Below are 19865 nucleotides of genomic sequence, written 5' to 3'. Positions count from 1 at the left end.
ACCAGCCCGCCCCTAGCTCGCGCGGGTCGCGGGGTTGGTGTTTATGCGGCTCGCCACGGGGTTCTGGGTCATCTGACCTGCTAAATGTTAAACGTATGGGGCGGCCTTCGGCGCCCCCGATCCTTTTCGACTGGCGTGATCGGTCTATTCGGCGGCCAGTGCCAGTTGCGGCTTTTCGGTTTCCTGGCTCAGTTCCAGATCGTCGGTCCGCCCCTCCGCCCCGCGCTTCTTCGGTTCCCGGCCGAAGAACAGGGCGTAGCCGGCAGGCAGGACCAGGATTGTCAGCACCGTGGCAACGAGGATGCCGCCCATCATGGCGTAGGCGAGCGGACCCCAGAAGACGCCGCGCGAGATCGGGATCAGCGCCAGCACCGCCGTCAGCGCCGTCAGCGTGATCGGCCGGAAACGGCGCACGGCCGAACCGATGATCGCCTCGTAGCGGTCCATGCCCGCGGCGATGTCCTGGTCGATCTGGTCGACCAGGATGATCGAGTTGCGCATGATGATGCCGAGCAGCGCGATGACGCCGAGAATGGCGACAAAGCCGAACGGCGCGCCGCTGATCAAGAGTGCCGCGGCAGCACCGATAATGCCAAGCGGACCGGTCGCCAGCACCAGCATCGCCTTGCCGAAGTTCTGCAGCTGGATCATCAAAAGCACGACGATGACGGCCAACATGATCGGCGCCTTGGCGGCGATCGAAGCCTGGCTTTCCGCCGAATCCTCCGCACCGCCCTGGATCTCGACCTTGTAACCTGGCGCCAATCCGTCACGCAGGCCCTGCATATCCTTGTACAGTTTGGTGACGACGTCATTGGACTGCACGCCGTCGGGCAGCGTTGCCCGCACACTGATGGTCGGCAGACGGTCGCGGCGCCACTCGATGCCTTGCTCCAATACCGGCACCACCTTGGCAACCTGCGACAGCGGCACGAAGCCACCGAAGTCGGTCGGGATATAGACCGAGTCGACCGAGGACAGCAGGCTGCGGCTGGCATCCGGCTCGCGGGCGACGATGGACACCGTCTCCTCGCCGTCGCGGAAGTCGTCGAGCGGCGCGCCGGACATCGCCGCCTGCAGCATCTGGCGGATGCGCTGCGAGGTGACGCCGAGTGCGCGGGCACGATCCTGATCGATGACCAGCTTCATCGCCGGAACCGGCTCCAGCCAGTCATCATGCACGGCGCCAAGCAGCGGATCCTCACGGAACTTCGCCTTCACCTGGTCGGCGATGCGGCGCACCTCCTGGCGATCCGGCCCCATGACGCGCATCTGCACCGGCCAGCCGGTCGGCGGGCCGAGGAACAGACGATCGACCTTGGCACGGATGGATGGGAAGTCTTCAGCCAGAACGGTGCGCAACTTGACGATCAACCGTTCGCGGGCCGGTTCGTCATTGGCCATGACGAGCAGCTGGGCGAAGTTGGGGTTGCTCAGCTGCTGGTCGAGCGGCAGGAAGAAGCGCGGCGCGCCTTCGCCGATATAGGTGGCGATGAAACGCTTGTCCTTGTCGTCCATCATCTTGGTTTCGAGCGCCTTGGCCTGCGCCTCGACTTCCTTGATGCTGGTGCCTTCCGGCAGCCAAAGGTCGACGAGGATTTCCGGCCGCGACGATTGCGGGAAGAAGTTCTGCGGAATGAACTGGAAAGCCCACAGGCTGGTGCCGAAGGTGACCAGCGTCATCACCAGGACGATGATGCGATGGCGCACGGCCCAGCTGACGGTAGCACGAAGCCGGCGGTAGAAACGCGTGTCGAAGACATCGTGATGGCTGCCGGCATGCTTGCGCTGCTTGAGGATCATGTTGCCGAGCCATGGCGTGAAATAGACCGCGACGAACCAGGAGACGATCAGCGCGATGCCGACGACATAGAACAGGGTGCGGACATATTCGCCGGCGGTCGAGGCCGCGAAGCCGACCGGAATGAAGCCGGCTGTGGTGATCAGCGTGCCGGTCAGCATCGGGAAGGCGGTCGAGGAATAGGCGAAACTCGCCGCCTCGACCTTGACCATCCCCTCCTCCAGCTTGCGCTCCATCATCTCGACGACGATCATCGCGTCGTCGACCAGAAGACCGAGCGCGATGATCAGCGCGCCGAGCGAGATGCGCTGCAGGTCGATGCCGAGTTCGTACATGATGGCGAAGGTCGCAGCCAGCACCAGCGGGATGGCGATGGCGATGACCAGACCGGAACGCCAGCCTATCGACAGGAACGAGACGACGAGCACGATCAGCAGCGCTTCGCCAAGCGCATGCATGAACTCGGCCACCGCATCGGTGACGACGCCCGGCTGGTCGGAGATCTGGTCGACCGCAACCCCGTAGGGCAGCGCCTCTTCGAAGCGCTTGTAGGTGGCCTCGACATCCTTGCCGACGTCGGTAACCTTGAAGCCCTTGGCCATGACGACGCCCAACTGCACGCTGTCGTGACCGTTGAAGCGGTATTTGCGCTGGAACGGATCTTCCAGCCCCGAGGTCACCGTGGCGATGTCGCCCAGCCTTGTGACCTGGCCGCCGGCGCGCAGGCGCAGGTTCCGGATATCCTCGACCTTGCCGACATCGCCCTCGACGGAGATGCGTACCGAGTTGGTGCCGGTATCGACGGAGCCGGCCGGGTCGACATTGTTCTGTCCCTTGATCGCATTCTGCAGATCGGTCAGCGTCAGGCCGCGTTCGGCCAAGGCCTTGGACGAGACGTCGATATAGAGCTTTTCCGGCTGGTCGCCGATGATGACGGCCTTCTCGACGCCGGGCGTCGTCAAAAGCATGTCGCGCGCCTGGATGGCGAACTTCTTCAGTTCGGGATAGCTAAAGCCGTCGCCGCTGATCGAATGCAAGGTGATGAAGGTGTCGCCGAACTCGTCGTTGAAATAGGGGCCGAGCAGACCTTGCGGCAGGTCGCCCTGGATATCGCCCACCTTCTTGCGCACCTGGTAGAAGGCGTCGGTCACCTCGGCGGTGTTGGTGTCGCCCTTGATCTGCACGGTGATGATGGCGCTGCCGGCGCGGGTGAAGGAGCGCACGAAATCGAGATGCGGCGTTTCCTGCAGCTTGCGTTCGATCTTGTTGACGACCTGGTCTTCCATCTCCTTGATCGAGGAGCCCGGCCAGATCGCCTGGACGACCATGATCCGGAAGGTGAAATCGGGATCTTCCTTCTGGCCCATACGCATCAGACCGAGCGCGCCGGAAATGATGATCAGGCCGAACAGGAACCGCGCAATGGCGGGATGGCCGATTGCCCAGCGCGACAGGTTGAAGGGCCGCTTCTCTTCCGTGGAATTGGTCATCGACGCTGGTCCATCTATCTAGCGCAACAAAATCGAGGGTTCATAGTGGCTTCCGGGCGGCAAGGCTCTCCGAGCGGAGAAGCACTCATCGCGGTGGGACGCGAGATCGATGTGGGGGTTACATCAATCGAGCGTCTCGGTCGGGCGCCTGCCGCCCGGAAACCAACGACTGCGGGAACGCGCAGCCGGTTGTCTGTCGTCAGCGCACCTGCTTGGCGTCGCCGTCTGCCGCGGATGCCGATTGCAGCGCCGCATCACCAGCGAGCTTCACCTTCAGGTTTTCGGTCATGAATTGCGTGCCGGCGGCGACCACGACATCGCCGGGTTTCAAACCCTCTGCGACACGCACGCCATCGGCGGCGAACTCGGCAACCTTGATCGGACGGGCATGAACGGTGTCGGCGCCACGATCGACGGTCCAGACGATCGATTGGGTGCCTTGCTCGGCCAATGCGCTCAGCGGGATCGAGACCAACTGCCGCTCATTGGCCGCCGAGGCTTCGATGCTGGCGGTCATGCCGAGCAGCACACGCGGATCGTTTGGCAGGCTGACGCGGACGGCAAAGGTGCGTGACTGCGGATCGGCGCTGCCGGCGACTTCGCGGACCTTGCCATCGAGCGCCAGCGCATCGTCGGACCAGAAGCCCGCCTTGACTGCCTTGCCCGGCCTGAATTCGGCGATTTCCATTTCGGGGACGGCGATCAGCACTTCCTTCTCGCCGTCGACGGCGACAGTGACAACCGGCGTACCGGAACCGACGACCTGACCGACGTCGGCACTGACCGTGGTGACGATGCCATCCCTGTCGGCCTTGAGATCGGTATAGCCGACCTGGTTCTTCGCCTGTGCAAGTGTCGAAAGGGCGGAATCACGCGTGGCGACCGCTTGGTCATAGGTCAAGGTCGCCTGTTCGAGCTGTGATTTCGGGGCAAAATTCTTGGCAAAAAGCTGCTCGGCTCGCTTGCGGGCAAGCTCCACGGTCTCGACCTGCCGCTCGGCGGCATCGAGCGCTGCCTGCGCGCTCTTGACCGAGAGGTCGTAGTCAATGGGATCGATGCGGGCGAGCACATCGCCCGCGGCCACATGCTGGCCGATATCGACGAGGCGCTCGGTGATCTTGCCATTGACGCGGAACGCCAGAGCGCTCTCGGTGCGGGCTCGCACCGAGCCGGAATAGGAGAGCGTGCGGGTGTCGTGCACCTTCGCGATCTCGACAACCTTGACGGGACGGATGATATCCTTGACTTCGGCTTTTTCCTGGCTGCAGCCGGCAAGCCCGAGAGTGGCGACGATCAGGCCGGCAACTGGCAGCTTGCGAAGGATGGAATTGGACAAAGACATCTTGGTACTCCGACTGGAGATGAATGGTCGACAACCGGCTGGCGGGGGCTATTACTTCAGAGCTCTGATCGCATAGTCGATCAGATCGTCGGGCATCGCCCGGTTGGTCTTGGCAAGGCACTGCGCCACCATTTGCGGATGGCACAGGATGACCGTTGCGGCACCGAAGCAGCGCGACGCGGTCACCGGGTCCTGTTGTCTGAACTCACCGGCCTCGATGCCGTCGCGGATCACCTCCGCAAACAGGTCGTGGATGCTGTCGACATGCTTGTCGATCACACCCCAATCCCGTTCGAGGGCGACGATGACCATCTCGTGGACCTTCTGGTCGTCGAGCATGACCTCCATCGTCATCTTGTATTGCGCATGCACGTAACGCCGAAGCCGCTCCTCGGCGCTGATCGGCAGGCGCGAAATCTCGTAGGCCATGTTGTAGCTGGCGCCGAGCATACGGCCGCAGACGGCCTGGTGGATTTCGACCTTGGAGGCGAAGAAACGGTAGATGTTGGCGGGCGACATGCCGAGCTCACGCGCGATGTCGGCGACATTGGTCTTGCCGTAGCCATAGTGCCGGAACAGGCGCTCGGCGCAATCGAGAATGCGCGTTACATTTTCCTGTCGGGCGGCTTCGGCGACTATGGTGGCGGCTTCGGACATGATCCTCTATCGATTTACGAGTGATGAATTTCGATTTTCGTCACTCGTAAATTGAAAAGAGCGACCTGTCAATGCGGATTCGGTGTACACGTACGAATGGTGACAGATGGTGACAGGGAACCGACGAAAGTCGCGGAGGCTTTGCCTAATCGCAAAAGGTCGTAACTGGAGGAGAGCAGCGACGAGGCTTAAGTCCCCCTCGCCATCTCGCGCAACCGGAATTTCTGGATCTTGCCGGTCGAGGTCTTCGGGATTTCGGCGAAGATGACCGCCTTCGGCACCTTGAACCGGGCAAGCAGCGCGCGGCAGTGATCGATGATCTCGGCTTCGGTCGCGGCCTTGCCGGGCTTCAGCTCGACATAGGCAACAGGCACCTCGCCCCATTTGTCGTCGGGCCTGGCGACGACGCCGCAAGAGGCAACCGACGGGTGCTTGTAGAGCGCGTCCTCGACCTCGATAGAGGAAATGTTCTCGCCACCGGAGATGATGATGTCCTTGGAGCGGTCCTTCAACTGGATGTAGCCATCGGGGTGCATGACGCCGAGATCGCCGGAGTGGAACCAGCCGCCGGCGAAGGCCTCGTCGCTCGCCTTGCGGTTCTTCAAATAGCCTTTCATGACGATGTTGCCGCGGAACATGACCTCGCCGATGGTCTCACCATCGGCCGGTGTGGTCCGCATCGTCTCGGGGTCCATGACGGTCAGGCCTTCGAGCGCCGCATAGCGCACGCCCTGCCGCGCCTTCCTGGCACTGCGCTCGCCCTTTTCGAGATCATCCCAGGCGCCATGCCATTCGTTGACGACCGCCGGACCATAGGTCTCGGTCAGGCCGTAGAGGTGGGTGACGGCAAAGCCGGCATCGGCCATCCCCGACAGCACCGCTTCCGGTGGCGGAGCTGCCGCGGTGTTGAAGGTGACAGTCTGCGGGAATTCGCGCTTGTCCTCCTCCCTGGCATTGATCAGCACCGACATGACGACCGGGGCGCCGCACAGATGGGTGACGCCGTGATCGGCAATCGCATCGTAGATCGGCTTCGGCCGCACCCAGCGCAGGCAGACATGGGTGCCGGCCTGGACAGCGAGCGTCCAGGGAAAGCACCAGCCATTGCAGTGGAACATCGGCAGCGTCCAGAGATAGACCGCGTGCTTGGCCATGCCCGCATGAATGGTGTTGGTGTAGGCCATCAGCGCGGCACCGCGATGGTGGTAGACGACGCCCTTCGGATTGCCTGTCGTTCCGGAAGTGTAGTTGAGCGAGATGGCGTCCCACTCGTCGTCGGGCATCGACCAGGCGAAATCCTCGGCGCCGCCTGCGACAAACGCCTCATAGTCCAGCGTGCCAACCCGCTCGCCCTTCGGATACGGCGCGTCGTCGGCGTATTCGGGATCGTCATAGTCGATGACCAGCGGCTTGACCTTGGCCAGTTCCAGGGCCTGCCTGACAACGCCGGAGAATTCGCGGTCCACGATCAGCACCTTGGTCTCGGCATGATCGAGCTGGAAGGCGATGACCGCGGCATCGAGGCGGGTGTTGAGCGAATGCAGCACCGCCTTGGTCATCGGCACGCCGAAATGCGCCTCCAGCATCGGCGGCGTGTTTGACAGCATGACGGTGACGGTGTCGCCCTTGCCGATGCCGCGCCTGTCGAGCGCCGAGGCAAGCTTCAGCGACCGCTGCCAGAAGGTGCGATAGTCGATACGCTGGTGACCATGAATGATGGCGAGATGGTCGGGATAGGTCTTGGCCGCGCGCTCAAGATAGGTGAGCGGTGTCAGGGGTTGATGGTTGGCCGCGTTCTTGTCGAGATCCTGTTCGTAAGGACTGCCCATCCCATGCTCCCCGATTTCTTTCAGACGTTCTAGTCACAGGCTCGGTCCGCGTCACCACAAACGATGCCACGACAGAGCGCATTCGGCGCAATGATGAACCAGATTCAGCGTAAGCGGGAGTATCGCATACCTCTGCCCAGTTTGACTTTTGTCGAGAGCCGTGAATAATGTCAGCCGAGGAGACGGCATGGCGATCCGACCGGCAGAACAACTCATCCACAAGGCCGCCTGGCTCTACTATGCCCATGGCCTGCGGCAGGACCAGGTGGCGAGCCAGCTTAACATTTCCCGTGCCTCGGTCGCCATGTATCTGCGCAAGGCGCGCGAGACCGGCATCGTCAACATCTCGACTTCGACCCAGCTTTTCACCGACGACGTGCTGGCGCGCAAGCTCGAGGATGCGTTGAGCCTCGACGCCGTCTGGATCGCACCGGAGAATGATCATATTGCCGACCCGTCGACGGAAATCGCCGTGCTGGCGGCAAGCGTCTTTCTCGAACTGGTCAAGAAGGGCGACCGCATCGGCGTCGCCTGGGGCCGCACCGTCTATATGATCGCCGACGTAATGTCCTATGCCGATCTGCAGGATGTCACAGTGGTGCAGCTCTGCGGCAATCTCGGCGCACCCTATTCCTATCGCCCCGACCAATGCACCATGGAGATCGCCCGGCGGCTCAACGCCAAGGGACTCAATTTCTACGCGCCGCTGGTGCTGTCGACGGAAGAACTCGCGCGGGCGCTGCGTGCCGAGCCGGTGATCCGGGAACAATTGTCGGGTGTCAGCGAATGCGACCTGGCGTTATACTCGGTCGGCGCGGTCGACGCCGACAGCCATCTGGTCAAATGCGGCGCGCTGACGCCAAGCGAAATGGCGGATCTGCGCAGCCAAGGCGCTGCCGGCGTGATTGCCGGGCAGATCATAGACGCCGAAGGCAAGGTGCTCGACTGCAGTTATAATAGGCGGGTGATCTCCGCCGAGCTTGCCTCGCTGCGCGCCATCGCCAGGCGTTTGGTGGTGGTGCAGGAGGACAGCAAGTTCGAACCGCTGCTCGCGGCGATCGCCGGCGGCCTTTGCACGCATCTGGTGGTCGGCGCGCACATGGCGCAGCGGCTCCTGGACCATGCGGCTGCCACGACAGAAAAGGTCTCATAGAAATCCTGCTCTCCGCTGCCGGCGCATTGTCATCAAAGCGTCGCGGCATTCCTGTTTCACCATCAAGACAAACAACCGGACGAAGCGAACATGAAGAATTTGTGGAATGACGAAGCAGCCGAAAAACTCGTCGCCGACTACGCGAAAAAGGGTGTCGGCCGCGACCTGGCGCTGCGCGTCTACACGACCCGGCTGCTCGGCGGCGAACCACGGCTGGTCCTGCATGGCGGCGGCAACACCTCCTGCAAGACGACGGCAACCGACCTCGTCGGCGACCAGTGGGACGTGCTGTGCGTCAAGGGCAGCGGCTGGGATATGGGCGTCATCGAGCCGCAGGGCCTGCCGGCGGTCAAGCTCAAGCCGCTGCTCAAGGCGCGCGCGCTGAACAGGCTGGCCGACGAAGACATGGTTGCCCTGCAACGCGTCAACCTCATCGATCCGTCCTCGCCCAACCCGTCGGTCGAGACGCTGCTGCATGCCTTCTTGCCGCACAAATTCGTCGACCACACGCACTCGACCGCCATCCTTGCCATCGTCGACCAGGAGGACTCCAAACCTCTGGTGAAGACGGTTTTCGGCGCCAAAATGGGCTATGTGCCTTACATCATGCCCGGCTTCGACCTCGCCAAGGCGGCCGCGGATATCTTCGACACCGACCCTGATGTCGAAGGCCTGATCCTCGACAAGCACGGCATCTTCACCTTTGGCGACGACGCCAAACAGGCCTACGACCGGATGATCCACTATGTGAATGTCGCCGAGGACTTCATTGCCGCAAGCGGCAAGCCGAAGGCGGCAAAGGCGGCCTTGCCGGCAAGCCTCGCGACACCGGCGTCCATCGCGCCGATGCTGCGTGGTGCGGTGGCGGTAGCGCGCGGCGAAGGCCGCTTCGACCGCATGATCAGCGATTTCCGCACTTCGCCGGCAATTGTCGATTTCATCAATTCGGCTGAGATCGCCGACTATGCCGGACGCGGTGTGTCGACACCGGATCTGTCGATCCGCATCAAGACCGGCCCAATGGCGCTGCCGGCGCCCGATGCTGACAAGACCGGTGACTACAAGGCGGTGATCAAGAGCCATGTCGACGCGTTCGCCAAGGATTATCGCGCCTATTTCGAAACCAATGATGCGCTCGACGACGTCAAGCGCACCATGCTCGACCAGATGCCGCGGCTGACGTTGGTGCCGGGCCTCGGCATGTTCGGCCATGGCCGCACGCTGAAGGACGCGAAGATCGCCTCGGATGTCGGCGAGATGTGGATCGAGGCGGTGCGCGGCGCCGAGGCGGTCGGCCGTTTCCATCCGCTGTCCAAGGCCGATCTGTTCCCGCTGGAATACTGGTCGCTGGAACAGGCCAAGCTCGCCTCCAACAAGCCGAAGCCACTGACTGGCCAGGTCGTGCTGATCACCGGCGGCGCCGGCGCGATCGGTGCAGCGACAGCCAAATTGTTCGCCGACAATGGCGCCCATGCCGTCGTTGTCGATCTCGACGCCGAAAAGGCAGCCGAGACGGCGAAGAAGGCCGGCAACAATTCGATCGGCGTCGCCGCCGACATCACCGACCCGGCGCAGGTGCGTGCCGCCTTCGACAGGGCGGTCGCCGTGTTCGGCGGTGTCGACATCCTGGTTTCCAATGCCGGCGCCGCCTGGGAAGGCCGCATCGGCGAGCTCGACGACGCACTCCTGCGCAAGAGTTTCGAGCTTAATTTCTTCGCCCACCAATCGGTGGCGCAGAATGCCGTGCGCATCATGCTCGAGCAGGGCACAGGCGGCGTGCTTTTGTTCAACACCTCCAAACAGGCGGTCAACCCCGGCCCGAAGTTCGGCGCCTATGGCGTGCCGAAGGCGGCGACACTGTTCCTGTCCAGGCAATACGCGCTCGACTATGGCGCGCATGGCATCCGCTCCAACGCCGTCAACGCCGACCGCATCCGCTCGGGGCTTCTGACCGACGCCATGATCGCCAGCCGTTCGGGCGCGCGGGGCGTGTCGGAGAAGGACTACATGTCCGGCAATCTGCTCGGCCAGGAAGTGACGGCGCAGGACGTGGCGCAGGCCTTCCTGCATCACGCGCTGGCCGACCGCACCACCGCCGATGTGACAACGGTCGACGGCGGGAATATCGCGGCAGCGCTGCGCTGACGTAGAGATCCGTCCAGACGAAAGGTGCGGTGCAACTCCGAAGCTTGCTCGAGAAGGGGCGGTTGGGAACTTTCGACCCGACCGGCCATTGAGATCGAGCAAGGTCAAGCAGGAGTTCCCTCATGCCAACCGATGACTGGTCCCTGCCCGAACGCTTTATTTTTTCGGGTCACCCGATCGCATGGGGAACGATCGGCGACGGCCCGCCGGCGGTCTTCATGGTACCCCGTTCTCGTCGGTGGAATGGCGGCGCCTTGCAGCTTGGCTCGGGCAGCGGCGCCGGATCTACTATTTCGACATGCTCGGCTACGGGCAATCCGCCAAGCCCGACGCGGACGTGTCGCGCGGGATTCAAAACGAGCTGTTTGCGGCGCTCTACGCTCACTGGGAGCTGGAGTGGCCCGACATCGTGGCGCATGACTTCGGCGGCTCCGTCGCGTTGCGCGGCCACCTGCTCAACGGGCTCGATTATCGCTCTCTGGTGCTGATTGATCCGGTCGCGATCAGCCCTCAGGGATCGCCCTTGGTTCAAGCGGCAAAAGAACACGAGAAAGCGTTTGCCGGTCTGCCGGCCTATATCCATGAAGCCATGCTTCGCGCCTATATCGGCGGCTCTGTCGCGAACGCGTTGCGCGCGGACGAAATGCAGCTCTATCTGCAGCCATGGCTTGGAGACGAGGGACAGAAGGCTTTTTGGCGTCAGATCGCACAGATGGACGACAAGTACAGTCGAGAGGTCGAGTGGCGATACGGCGAGATACGTTGCCCTGTGACGATCCTGTGGGGTGAAGACGACGAGTGGATTCCGCTCGACGACGGGCGAGAACTCGCGCGCCGCATTCCCGGTGCGCCGTTCATCACGGTTCCAAATGCCAAACATCTCGTTCAGGAAGACGCGCCGGAGGCAATAATCTCGACTGTGCTCGACTTCTGGAACGACCAGCATCCTTCGGCCGCCGCGAAACCCCTGCTACAGCAACTCTAGAATGTGTTTCCAGGCCCTGGTTCCCAGCCTCGAATCAGCCTCGTCACTGCGGGCATCGAAACAAGGTTCCGGCGACGGCGCCGGACAGGTCTTCCTCGATTGCCGCCTGGACTTCCATATAAGCACCGTACCTTGGGCCGGAGCCTGGCGCCGGCTGCAGATATTCGGCAAAAAGGCCGCCTGCAGCAAGCGGCTGCAGGCGGCCTTCGATAGCGAAACCTACTTCGCGTTCGGGTTCGGCATCCAGGCCGGCATCGCGACATCGGCATGGGCGAACTGCGGCAGCTTGGCCGACAGGTCTTCCATGTTCTTGATGTCCTTGTCGATGAGGTCCTTCTGGGTGATCAGCGTCGGCGGCACGACGACGTTGTGGCCGGGATCTTCGCCGGCCAGCAGCTGCGCCAGCGCACGCACCGAAACCTGGCCGACGACGGCCGGATTGGTCGCGGCGGTCGCGGCCCAGGCGCTGTCGGGCTCACGCATCGCAGCGATATCGGACGTCGAGATATCGGCCGAATAGATCTTGATGCCCTTGTTCAAGCCCGCTTCGTCGACGGCGATCTTCACGCCCTTGGCGAATTCGTCATAGGGAGCGAACATCACCTTGATGTCGGGATGCGCCGTCAGCACCGAACGCGCCTGGTTGGCGACGGAGTTGGCAATCGGATTGTCGAGCGTGCCGAACATCGCGACTTCCTTGATGCCGGCATATTTCTTCTTCACGTCGACCCAGGTCTCGTTGCGACGATCGAGCGGCGCGATGCCGGCGACATAGACATAGCCGGCATTCCAGCTCTCGCCATTGTCCTTGACAGCCTGCTCGAGCGCGAGGCGCGCCAGGTCGCGGTCGGACTGTTCGATCTGCGGGATCTTGGGATTCTCGACATTGACGTCGAACGCCACCACCTTGATGCCGGCGTCGACCGCACGCTGGGCGGCGTCCTTCATCGATTCCGTCAGGCCGTGCTGGATGATGATGCCCTGCACGCCAAGCGCGATGGCCTGATCGACCATGTCGGACTGAAGGGCGGCATCCTGGCGGCTGTCGAGGACACGCAGGTCGATGCCGAGCGCCTTCGACTGCGCCTCGACGCCCGACAGATAGGCCTGGAAGAAGTCGCCGGTCGAGAGATAACGCACCAGCGCGATCTTCACGCCGGGCTTGTCGAAAGGCGCCGGCTTGTCCGCGGCAAAAGCCGGGACCTGCATCAGCATGGTTGCGCCGGCCAATCCGAGCGCCACCTTCCCCAGAAGTCTTCTTGTAATGCTCACTTTGTTTTCCTCCACTCTTGTTGAACCCAAAATCCTGTTCCGGTCGAAAGCTACCTCCGGCCTCTGCCCGAAAGCGCAAAGGTGAAGACAAGGGCGACGACCAGAACCACGCCCTTGACGAAATCCTGCGTATAGTAAGGCGCGTTCATCATCGTCAGGCCTTGCAGCAAGATGCCGACGAACAGCGCACCGATGGCAGTGCCGAAGGCGTTCGGCTTGGCGGCACCTAGCACCGCGTAGCCGATCAGTGCCGCGGCGACCGCATCGAGCAGCAGATTATTACCCGAGGCGATGTCGCCGCGTCCAAGCCGGGCAGCGAGCAAAATGCCGCCGATCGAGGCAAAAACTCCTGAAATAACGTAGGCCCAGATCTTGTATGCCTTGACAGGCGCACCGGCGAGTTCGGCGGCGCGCTCATTGCTGCCGACGGCATACATCATGCGACCGAAACGTGTGTATTCGAGGAAGAACCAGATCAGCACGGCGAGCACGAGCAGGACCACCACCGACACCGGAATGAGGTTCGGGATGAAGAAATCGAAACGGTGGCGGCCGAGCGCCAGGAAGGCGTCGGAGAATTTGCCGCTGGCGACCGAACCGTCCGGCATGGTCATGCCGGTGGCGATCGAGCGGCCTTCGGTTGGAATGCGCTGCAGGCCGACGAGCAGGAACATCATGCCGAGCGTCGCCAGCAGATCGGGCACGCGCATGTAGACGATCAGCCAGCCATTGATCAGGCCGACAATTGCGCCGATGAGCAGGCAGACGACGACCGCGACAAGGGCGTTCTGCTCCAGCACCACCATCACATAGGCGGCCGCCATCATGGCTGACGTGGCGACGGAGCCGATCGAGAGATCAAAGCCGCCGACGACCAGCGTGGCGGTGACGCCGAGCGCCAGCACGCCGGTGATGGCGACCGACTGGAAGATGAAAACGGCACTTTGCGGCGAAACGAAACCGTCGGCGGCGATCGAGAAATAGGCGACGAGCCCGAACAAGAGCACGATGAACCCGTACCGGATGGCGTGGTCGCGCAATGTCATCCGGCGCTCCCGCGCGCTGCTGCCGTCTTTATCCAATCCGAACCCATGCTCTCTCCATTCCAATTCCTATCGCCCGCGCTCAGGCCGCACTGTGCAGCGGTCCGCCGGCAACCTCGGCCAGCAGGCGGTCGAGATCGACATCGGCATTGCGGTGTTCGCCGACGATAGTCTGTTCCGACATGACCAGGATGCGATCGGCGGTCTCCAGGGCCTCGTCGAGTTCGGTGACGAACACCAGCGTGGCGCGTCCGTTTGCACTCGCCCTGAGCTTGGCGGCAATGTCGCGCCGGGCCGAGATATCGACGCCCTGAAACGGCTCATCCAGAATGAACAGCCTTGCATCCTGCGCCATCCAGCGAGCGACCATCACCTTCTGCTGGTTACCGCCGGACAGCTCCGACATCTCGTCCTTCTCGGAACGGCAGACGATGCTCAACTCCTCGATCTGCCGGCGTGCCGTGGTGCGTTCGAGGCGGCGCCTCAGGATGCCGAAGCGCGACATGCGCTTGTGAAACGGCAGGCTGATATTTTCCTGGATGTTGAAGCCTTGGACGATGCCGTTCTCGCCGCGGTCCTTGGCGACCAGGAACACGCCGGCAGCGATCGCTTCGCCGGCTGTTTCAGGTGCATAAGGCCTGCCGTTCAGCGTCATTGTACCGGCGAGCGGCCGGCGCACGCCAAACAGCGTCTCGGCAAGCGCCGTCTTGCCGACGCCGACGAGGCCGGTGATGGCAACGACCTCGCCGTCGCCGAGCGTCAGCGAGATCGGCCGGGCGCCCGGCGCAATGCGCAGACCCTCGATCGCCAGGACTGCCTTGGCCGAATTCCTGACGACGATCTGCTCGAGATGGATCTTGCGGCCGAGCATGGCGTTGACCGCGCCTTCATAGTCGAGCGGTTTCTTGTCGAAAATGCCTGAGATGATCCCGTCACGCATCGAGACGATGCGATCGGCCAGCCGCCTGATGTCCGACATGCGATGCGAGATGTAGAGGATCGCCACGCCCTGCTCGCGCAGCCTGTCGATCAGCGCGAACAGCCGGTCGGCCTCGGCGCTGGAGAGCGATGAGGTCGGCTCGTCGAGGATCAGCACTTTCGGCTTGTGCGCCAGCGCGCGGGCAATCGCCACCATCTGGCGATCGGCCAGCGAAAGATCGCTCACCCGCGCCTTCAAATCGATGGCCAGCCCCATGCGGTCGGCAACCGCCTTGGCCTCCCGCCGCACACGAACCGGATTGAACAGGGTCGGCGCGCCGCTGCCGCTCAGCCGGTCGAGGGTCAGGTTGGTGGCGACGTCGAGGTCGGCGACGACACCGTCGTTGATATTCTGGTGCACGGTGACGACGCCGGCGCGGATCGCTTCCGCCGGGGTTTTCGGTGCGAAATCCTGGTCGGCGAGCGCCATCGTGCCGCCGCCGCGTTCGTAGACACCGGAGATGATCTTGACGAGGGTGGATTTGCCGGCGCCGTTGGCGCCCATCAGCACGGTGACTTCGCCGGCATGCAATTCGACCGAGACGCCGCCTAGCACCTCGTTATGGCCAAAGGATTTCCTCAGTCCCTCTACGCGGAACACGGCATTACCGACCATGCGTTCCTCCCTGACATGACGCTATGGGCTGCATCGGCAATTGTCAACACGATTGACAATTGCCAGATCGCTTCCTAGCTTGGCCCAGCCGCCACGCCTCCGTTATGTTCGGAGCGCATAAGCGGGAGGATGACGATGACTGAAAAATTGCCGTTCGAAGCACTATCGGTCGAAACCCTGGCTGCACGCCTTGGCGGCAACGAGGCGCTATGCGCGAAGATCGGCAAGGACACTGGCGCCTGGAAGGTTCGCGAGGTCGGCGACGGCAATCTCAACCTGGTGTTCATCGTCGAGGGCGCCAGCGGTGCAGCCGTGGTCAAGCAGGCCCTGCCCTATGTTCGCCTGGTCGGCGACAGCTGGCCGCTGCCGTTGAAGCGCTCCTTCTTCGAATATCACGCGCTGACCAGGCAAGAGGCGCGCGCGCCAGGCTCGGTGCCGGCGATCCATTATTTCGATGAAGGCCAGGCGCTGATCATCATGGAATATCTTGCGCCGCCGCACATCATCCTGCGCCGCGCCCTGATCGACGGCCGCCAGCTGCCGAACATTGCCCGGGACATCGGCCTGTTCATGGCCCGGACGCTGTTTCGCGGCTCCGACCTGCACATGGCCGCCAAGGACCGCAAGGCCGATCTGGCGCTGTTCGCCGACAATGTCGAGCTCTGCGACATCACCGAGAGCCTGGTGTTTTCCGACCCCTATTTCGACGCCAAGATGAACCGGCACACCTCGCCGCAGCTCGACGGCCTGGTCGCCGATCTGCGCGCCGACCGCGACCTCAAGGTCGAGGCGCAGCGGCTGAAGCACATCTTCGCCGCCAATGCCGAAACGCTGCTGCATGGCGATCTGCATTCCGGCTCGATCATGGTCACCGACAGCGAAACCCGGATGATCGATCCGGAGTTCGCCTTCTACGGTCCGATGGCTTTCGATGTCGGCATGCTGCTCGCCAATTTCTGGATGTCGTTCTTCTCGCAACGCGGCCACGAGGAGGAGGGAAAGCGCGACGCCATGCGCGCCTATCTGCTCGGTGTGACGGTCGAGACATGGTCAGTGTTCCGCGCCGAATTCTCGCATCTATGGCGAACCGAGCGCACCGGCATGCTCTACCAGAGGAGCCTGTTCGAGGATCAGGGCGACAGGCTCGGCGCCGAGCAGGCGCTCGACCATGTGCTGCACCAGATGTGGACCGACCTGCTCGGCTTTGCCGGCATCGAGGTTCATCGACGTATCCTCGGCCTCGCCCACAATGCCGATTTCGAGACCATTGCCGATGAGGATTTGCGCGCCAGTTGTGAAGCAAAGGCGCTGCGATTCGGCCGCCATCTCGCCGTCAACCGGCGCCAGATCCACAGCATCGACGAGGTCAACAATTTGGCCGCGCTGATCGAACAGGAGAGCAGCAATTGAACGTCGGCGACCGCCACTATCGCACCATCTGGCTGAGCGACGACGGCCGTTCGGTCGATATCATCGACCAGCGCTGGCTGCCGCACGATTTCCGCATCGAAACGATCGGCACGGTCGACGGCATCGCCACCGCCATCCGCGACATGTGGGTACGCGGCGCGCCGCTGATCGGCGTCACCGCTGCCTACGGCGTCGCCATGCAGATGGCTGACGATCCGTCGGATACAGCGCTCGATGCCGTGTGGGAGACCCTGCACGAGACGCGGCCAACCGCGATCAATTTGCGCTGGGCGCTGGACGAGATGCGGCGCTTCCTGCGGCCTTTGCCTTCCGAACAACGCGCGGCAGCCGCCTATCGGCGGGCCAGTGAGATCGCCGACGAAGATGTCGGTCTCAACCGCGCCATCGGCGAGAACGGTCTTGCCATCATCAAGGCGATCGCTGCGCGCAAGCAGAAGGGCGAGCCGGTCAACATCCTGACCCACTGCAATGCCGGCTGGCTGGCCACCGTCGACTACGGCACCGCCACGGCGCCGATCTACCTGGCCACAGAAGCCGGCATTCCGGTCCATGTCTATGTCGATGAAACGCGGCCGCGCAACCAGGGCGCACAGCTGACCGCCTGGGAGATGGCCGGGCACGGCGTGCCGCACACACTGATCGTCGACAATGCCGGCGGCCATCTGATGCAGCGCGGCGCAATCGACATGGTCATCGTCGGCACCGACCGCACAACGGCCGACGGCGATGTCTGCAACAAGATCGGCACCTATCTCAAGGCGCTCGCCGCCGCCGACAATGATGTGCCGTTCTATGTCGCACTGCCGTCGCCGACCATCGACTGGACCGTGCATGACGGACTGGCCGAGATCCCGATCGAGCAGCGCTCGGCCGACGAGGTCTCGCTGGTCTGGGGCAAGACCGCTGCCGGCGAGATTGCCCAGGTGCGCATTTCGCCGGAGACGACGCCTGCGGCCAACCCGGCCTTCGATGTGACGCCGGCGCGGCTGGTGACCGGCTTGATCACCGAGCGCGGCGTTGCCAAGGCATCGCGCGAGGGATTGAAGGCGATGTTCCCCGAGCGGGCGTAGCCCACGTCCCTAGTACAGAGGCTCGGCCATATGCTTCGGGGTCGGCCACGTCTCGGTAATGCCCGGCTGTACCGGCCGCTCCAGGTAGGTCGATAAAACCACATAGCTGCGCGTCGAGGTGACCCCCGGCGTTTCGTACAGGCGCGCCAAAAGGCCTTCGAGTGCCCTGGTGTCTTCCGTGCGGACCTTCAGCAGCATGCAGGTGTCGCCGGCGACGGTATGGATCTCCTCGACTTCGGGATATTGGGAGACCGCCATCAGTTCCGGCGTCTTTCCCCAGCCCCTGGTGTCGATATGGACAAAGGCAAGCAAAGGCTTTTTCACCGCCCGGGGATCGATTATGGCGACTGTGTTGCGGATGGCGCCGCTGCGACGGAGCCGTTTGACCCGCTCATGCGCTGCGGGTGGCGACAAGCCGACGCGATCGCCGAGTTCGGCGTAGCTGATCGTGGCGTCGTCGACCAGGACGCCTAATATTCTTCGGTCTATCGCGTCGAGATCGCGGGCCGCTGGCCTGTTCTGCAGAATGCCATCTGTTTCTTCATCCATGGCGAAATTCCCGGTTCTCCGCTGAATAGAATACGGCCATTATGCTGATATGTCGAACATTGATCAAGTTGCACCATTGACCGCCCGAGCCCCGATCCCGGCGCTTGCCTATCTGCTGACCGGATGCATCGCCGTCATTGGCTCGAACTCGCTTGTGCTGGGTCCGATCGCACCGGCTGTCGCCTCGTCGTTCGGCACCAGCGTGCCGGCCGTGATGATTGCGGCGGCAGCGTTCGGCCTTGGCACCTCCGCAAGCGCCCTGTTCCTTGCGCGCTACATCGACCGCCTCGGTGCTCGCAGGATGCTGCAGAGCGCACTGTTGCTGTTGGCACTCGCGCTGGTCGCAAGTGCCGCGGCACTGACGGTGACCATGCTGGTCGCGGCACAGTTACTCGCCGGCATCGCTGCCGGCATCGCCATGCCCGCGATCTATGCCAGCGCCGCGGCCATCGCGCCGCCGGGCCGTGAAAGCGGCACGATCGGCGTCGTGCTGACCGGATGGACGCTCAGCATGGTCGCCGGCGTTTCGCTTTCGGCCGTGCTTGCCGATCTTGTGCATTGGCGCGCCGTTTTCGCAGCGGTCGCGGTGCTCGCGGCCCTTGCATGGATGGGGCTGACAGCGACGTCGCTCAGCGACATCAGGAAGGCCGGACCGGCGCCCGCCCCGCTGGAAGCGCTCGGCATTCCCGGAATCCTGCCGCTGCTGGTCGCGTGCGCGGCCTTCATGACTTCGTTCTACGGCGTCTATGGCTATCTCGGCGACCATCTTCATGTCGGGCTGGGACAGCCGGTGAGCGCCAATGGCCTGGCGGCGCTTGCCTACGGCATAGGCTTCGGGACGGCTGCTCTGCTCGACGGCGTCATCGACAGACTGGGTGCGCGGCGCGTCATGCCGTTCGCCTATCTTCTGGTCGCAGTCGTCTATGTCGCGATGGCGGCGACGAGCGGCAGTTTCGGGCTGACCTTGACCATGGTGGCAATCTGGGGACTGGCCAATCATTTCGGCCTGAATGTCCTGGTAATGCGCCTGTCTGCGCTCGATCCCTCGCGGCGCGGCACGATCATGGGCCTGAACAGTGCGGTGACTTACCTCGCGGTCTTCGTCGGCACCACCAGCTTCGGGCCGCTCTACTCCAGCTTTGGTTTTGCCACCTGCGCAATGGTCGCAGCATCGCTGATGCTGATCGCCGCATCGGCGGCGGCGTGGCGCTAGTCGACAGAACGGGATTGGCTATCCGTCTTCCAGAGCAGTCGCTTCAGGTTTCAAATTCGCCCGTCACCCTTTACGGGCGCTGGGGCCGCCCCTCACCTGCCTGTCGGCATCCTCTCCCCGTATAGTGACGGGGAGAGGGGTTCTCTCATCGGCGATGTCGCCAATCGCCAGCGTCGCAAGAAGGGCGCCGAGGTTGCGGCCAGCCTCTTTCTCCCCGTCACTATACGGGGAGAAATGCCCGGCAGGGCAATGAGCGACTATCTGTGGTGTCAAGTTGCATTGGCGAACTCC

Annotated in this window: 14 protein-coding genes; 6 read left to right on the top strand and 8 right to left on the bottom strand. The window is 63.1% G+C overall.

What is annotated here, in order from left to right; genetic code table 11:
- Positions 1–144: 144 nt before the first annotated feature.
- From NKJ67_RS34300 to NKJ67_RS34285, 4 genes are all read right to left on the bottom strand, one after another.
- Positions 145–3291, bottom strand: a complete 3147-nt coding sequence (locus NKJ67_RS34300) for an efflux RND transporter permease subunit (protein ID WP_127381939.1) — start codon at positions 3289–3291, stop codon at positions 145–147.
- A gap of 199 nt (positions 3292–3490) precedes the next feature.
- Entirely contained in the window at positions 3491–4633 is a 1143-nt protein-coding gene (locus NKJ67_RS34295) for an efflux RND transporter periplasmic adaptor subunit (protein ID WP_127269134.1), read from the bottom strand.
- Between the two features lie 51 nt (positions 4634–4684).
- Entirely contained in the window at positions 4685–5290 is a 606-nt protein-coding gene (locus NKJ67_RS34290) for a TetR/AcrR family transcriptional regulator (RefSeq protein WP_352585766.1), read from the bottom strand.
- A gap of 188 nt (positions 5291–5478) precedes the next feature.
- The gene (locus tag NKJ67_RS34285) at positions 5479–7119 is read right to left on the bottom strand and encodes an acyl-CoA synthetase (protein ID WP_127269136.1); all 1641 of its coding nucleotides are present in this window, start codon (positions 7117–7119) and stop codon (positions 5479–5481) included.
- A gap of 187 nt (positions 7120–7306) precedes the next feature.
- On the opposite strand from NKJ67_RS34285, the gene NKJ67_RS34280 reads away from it, so the two are divergent.
- From NKJ67_RS34280 to NKJ67_RS34270, 3 genes are all read left to right on the top strand, one after another.
- The gene (locus NKJ67_RS34280) at positions 7307–8272 is read left to right on the top strand and encodes a sugar-binding transcriptional regulator (protein ID WP_352585764.1); all 966 of its coding nucleotides are present in this window, start codon (positions 7307–7309) and stop codon (positions 8270–8272) included.
- A 90-nt stretch (positions 8273–8362) separates the two neighbouring features.
- Positions 8363–10417, top strand: coding sequence for a bifunctional aldolase/short-chain dehydrogenase (locus NKJ67_RS34275; RefSeq protein WP_352585762.1), 2055 nt, complete (start codon positions 8363–8365; stop codon positions 10415–10417).
- Between the two features lie 181 nt (positions 10418–10598).
- Positions 10599–11402, top strand: coding sequence for an alpha/beta fold hydrolase (locus NKJ67_RS34270; RefSeq protein WP_352585761.1), 804 nt, complete (start codon positions 10599–10601; stop codon positions 11400–11402).
- Positions 11403–11621: 219 nt separating this feature from the next.
- Here the strand turns inward: NKJ67_RS34270 and NKJ67_RS34265 are convergent, their stop codons facing one another.
- The 3 genes from NKJ67_RS34265 to NKJ67_RS34255 all read right to left on the bottom strand — a co-directional run bounded on the left by NKJ67_RS34265 (position 11622) and on the right by NKJ67_RS34255 (position 15311).
- Positions 11622–12674, bottom strand: coding sequence for a substrate-binding domain-containing protein (locus NKJ67_RS34265; RefSeq protein ID WP_023808755.1), 1053 nt, complete (start codon positions 12672–12674; stop codon positions 11622–11624).
- Positions 12675–12724: 50 nt separating this feature from the next.
- A complete protein-coding gene (locus tag NKJ67_RS34260) occupies positions 12725–13720 on the bottom strand; it encodes an ABC transporter permease (RefSeq protein WP_127270087.1) in 996 nt (331 codons plus the stop codon).
- 79 nt (positions 13721–13799) lie between these two features.
- Complete coding sequence (locus NKJ67_RS34255) at positions 13800–15311, bottom strand: sugar ABC transporter ATP-binding protein (RefSeq protein ID WP_352585758.1); 1512 nt, start codon at positions 15309–15311, stop codon at positions 13800–13802.
- 135 nt (positions 15312–15446) lie between these two features.
- On the opposite strand from NKJ67_RS34255, the gene mtnK reads away from it, so the two are divergent.
- Together mtnK and mtnA are read left to right on the top strand one after the other, a co-directional pair.
- Entirely contained in the window at positions 15447–16721 is a 1275-nt protein-coding gene (gene mtnK, locus NKJ67_RS34250) for an S-methyl-5-thioribose kinase (RefSeq protein WP_352585756.1), read from the top strand.
- Positions 16718–17812, top strand: coding sequence for an S-methyl-5-thioribose-1-phosphate isomerase (gene mtnA, locus NKJ67_RS34245; RefSeq protein WP_256748496.1), 1095 nt, complete (start codon positions 16718–16720; stop codon positions 17810–17812). Before mtnK ends, mtnA begins: the two co-directional genes overlap by 4 nt.
- 9 nt (positions 17813–17821) lie before the next feature.
- On the opposite strand, the gene NKJ67_RS34240 is transcribed toward mtnA, so the two are convergent.
- A complete protein-coding gene (locus tag NKJ67_RS34240) occupies positions 17822–18361 on the bottom strand; it encodes an Lrp/AsnC family transcriptional regulator (protein WP_127320961.1) in 540 nt (179 codons plus the stop codon).
- Positions 18362–18410: 49 nt separating this feature from the next.
- Between NKJ67_RS34240 and NKJ67_RS34235 the strand changes: the two genes are divergently transcribed.
- Entirely contained in the window at positions 18411–19574 is a 1164-nt protein-coding gene (locus NKJ67_RS34235) for an MFS transporter (protein ID WP_352585753.1), read from the top strand.
- Positions 19575–19865 lie beyond the last annotated feature (291 nt).

Origin of the sequence: Mesorhizobium sp. M0088 (assembly GCF_040322895.1) — a bacterium.
GTDB lineage: Bacteria > Pseudomonadota > Alphaproteobacteria > Rhizobiales > Rhizobiaceae > Mesorhizobium.
The sequence above is the reverse complement of the archived record's forward strand: the minus strand, read 5'-3'. Positions and strand labels throughout refer to the sequence as shown.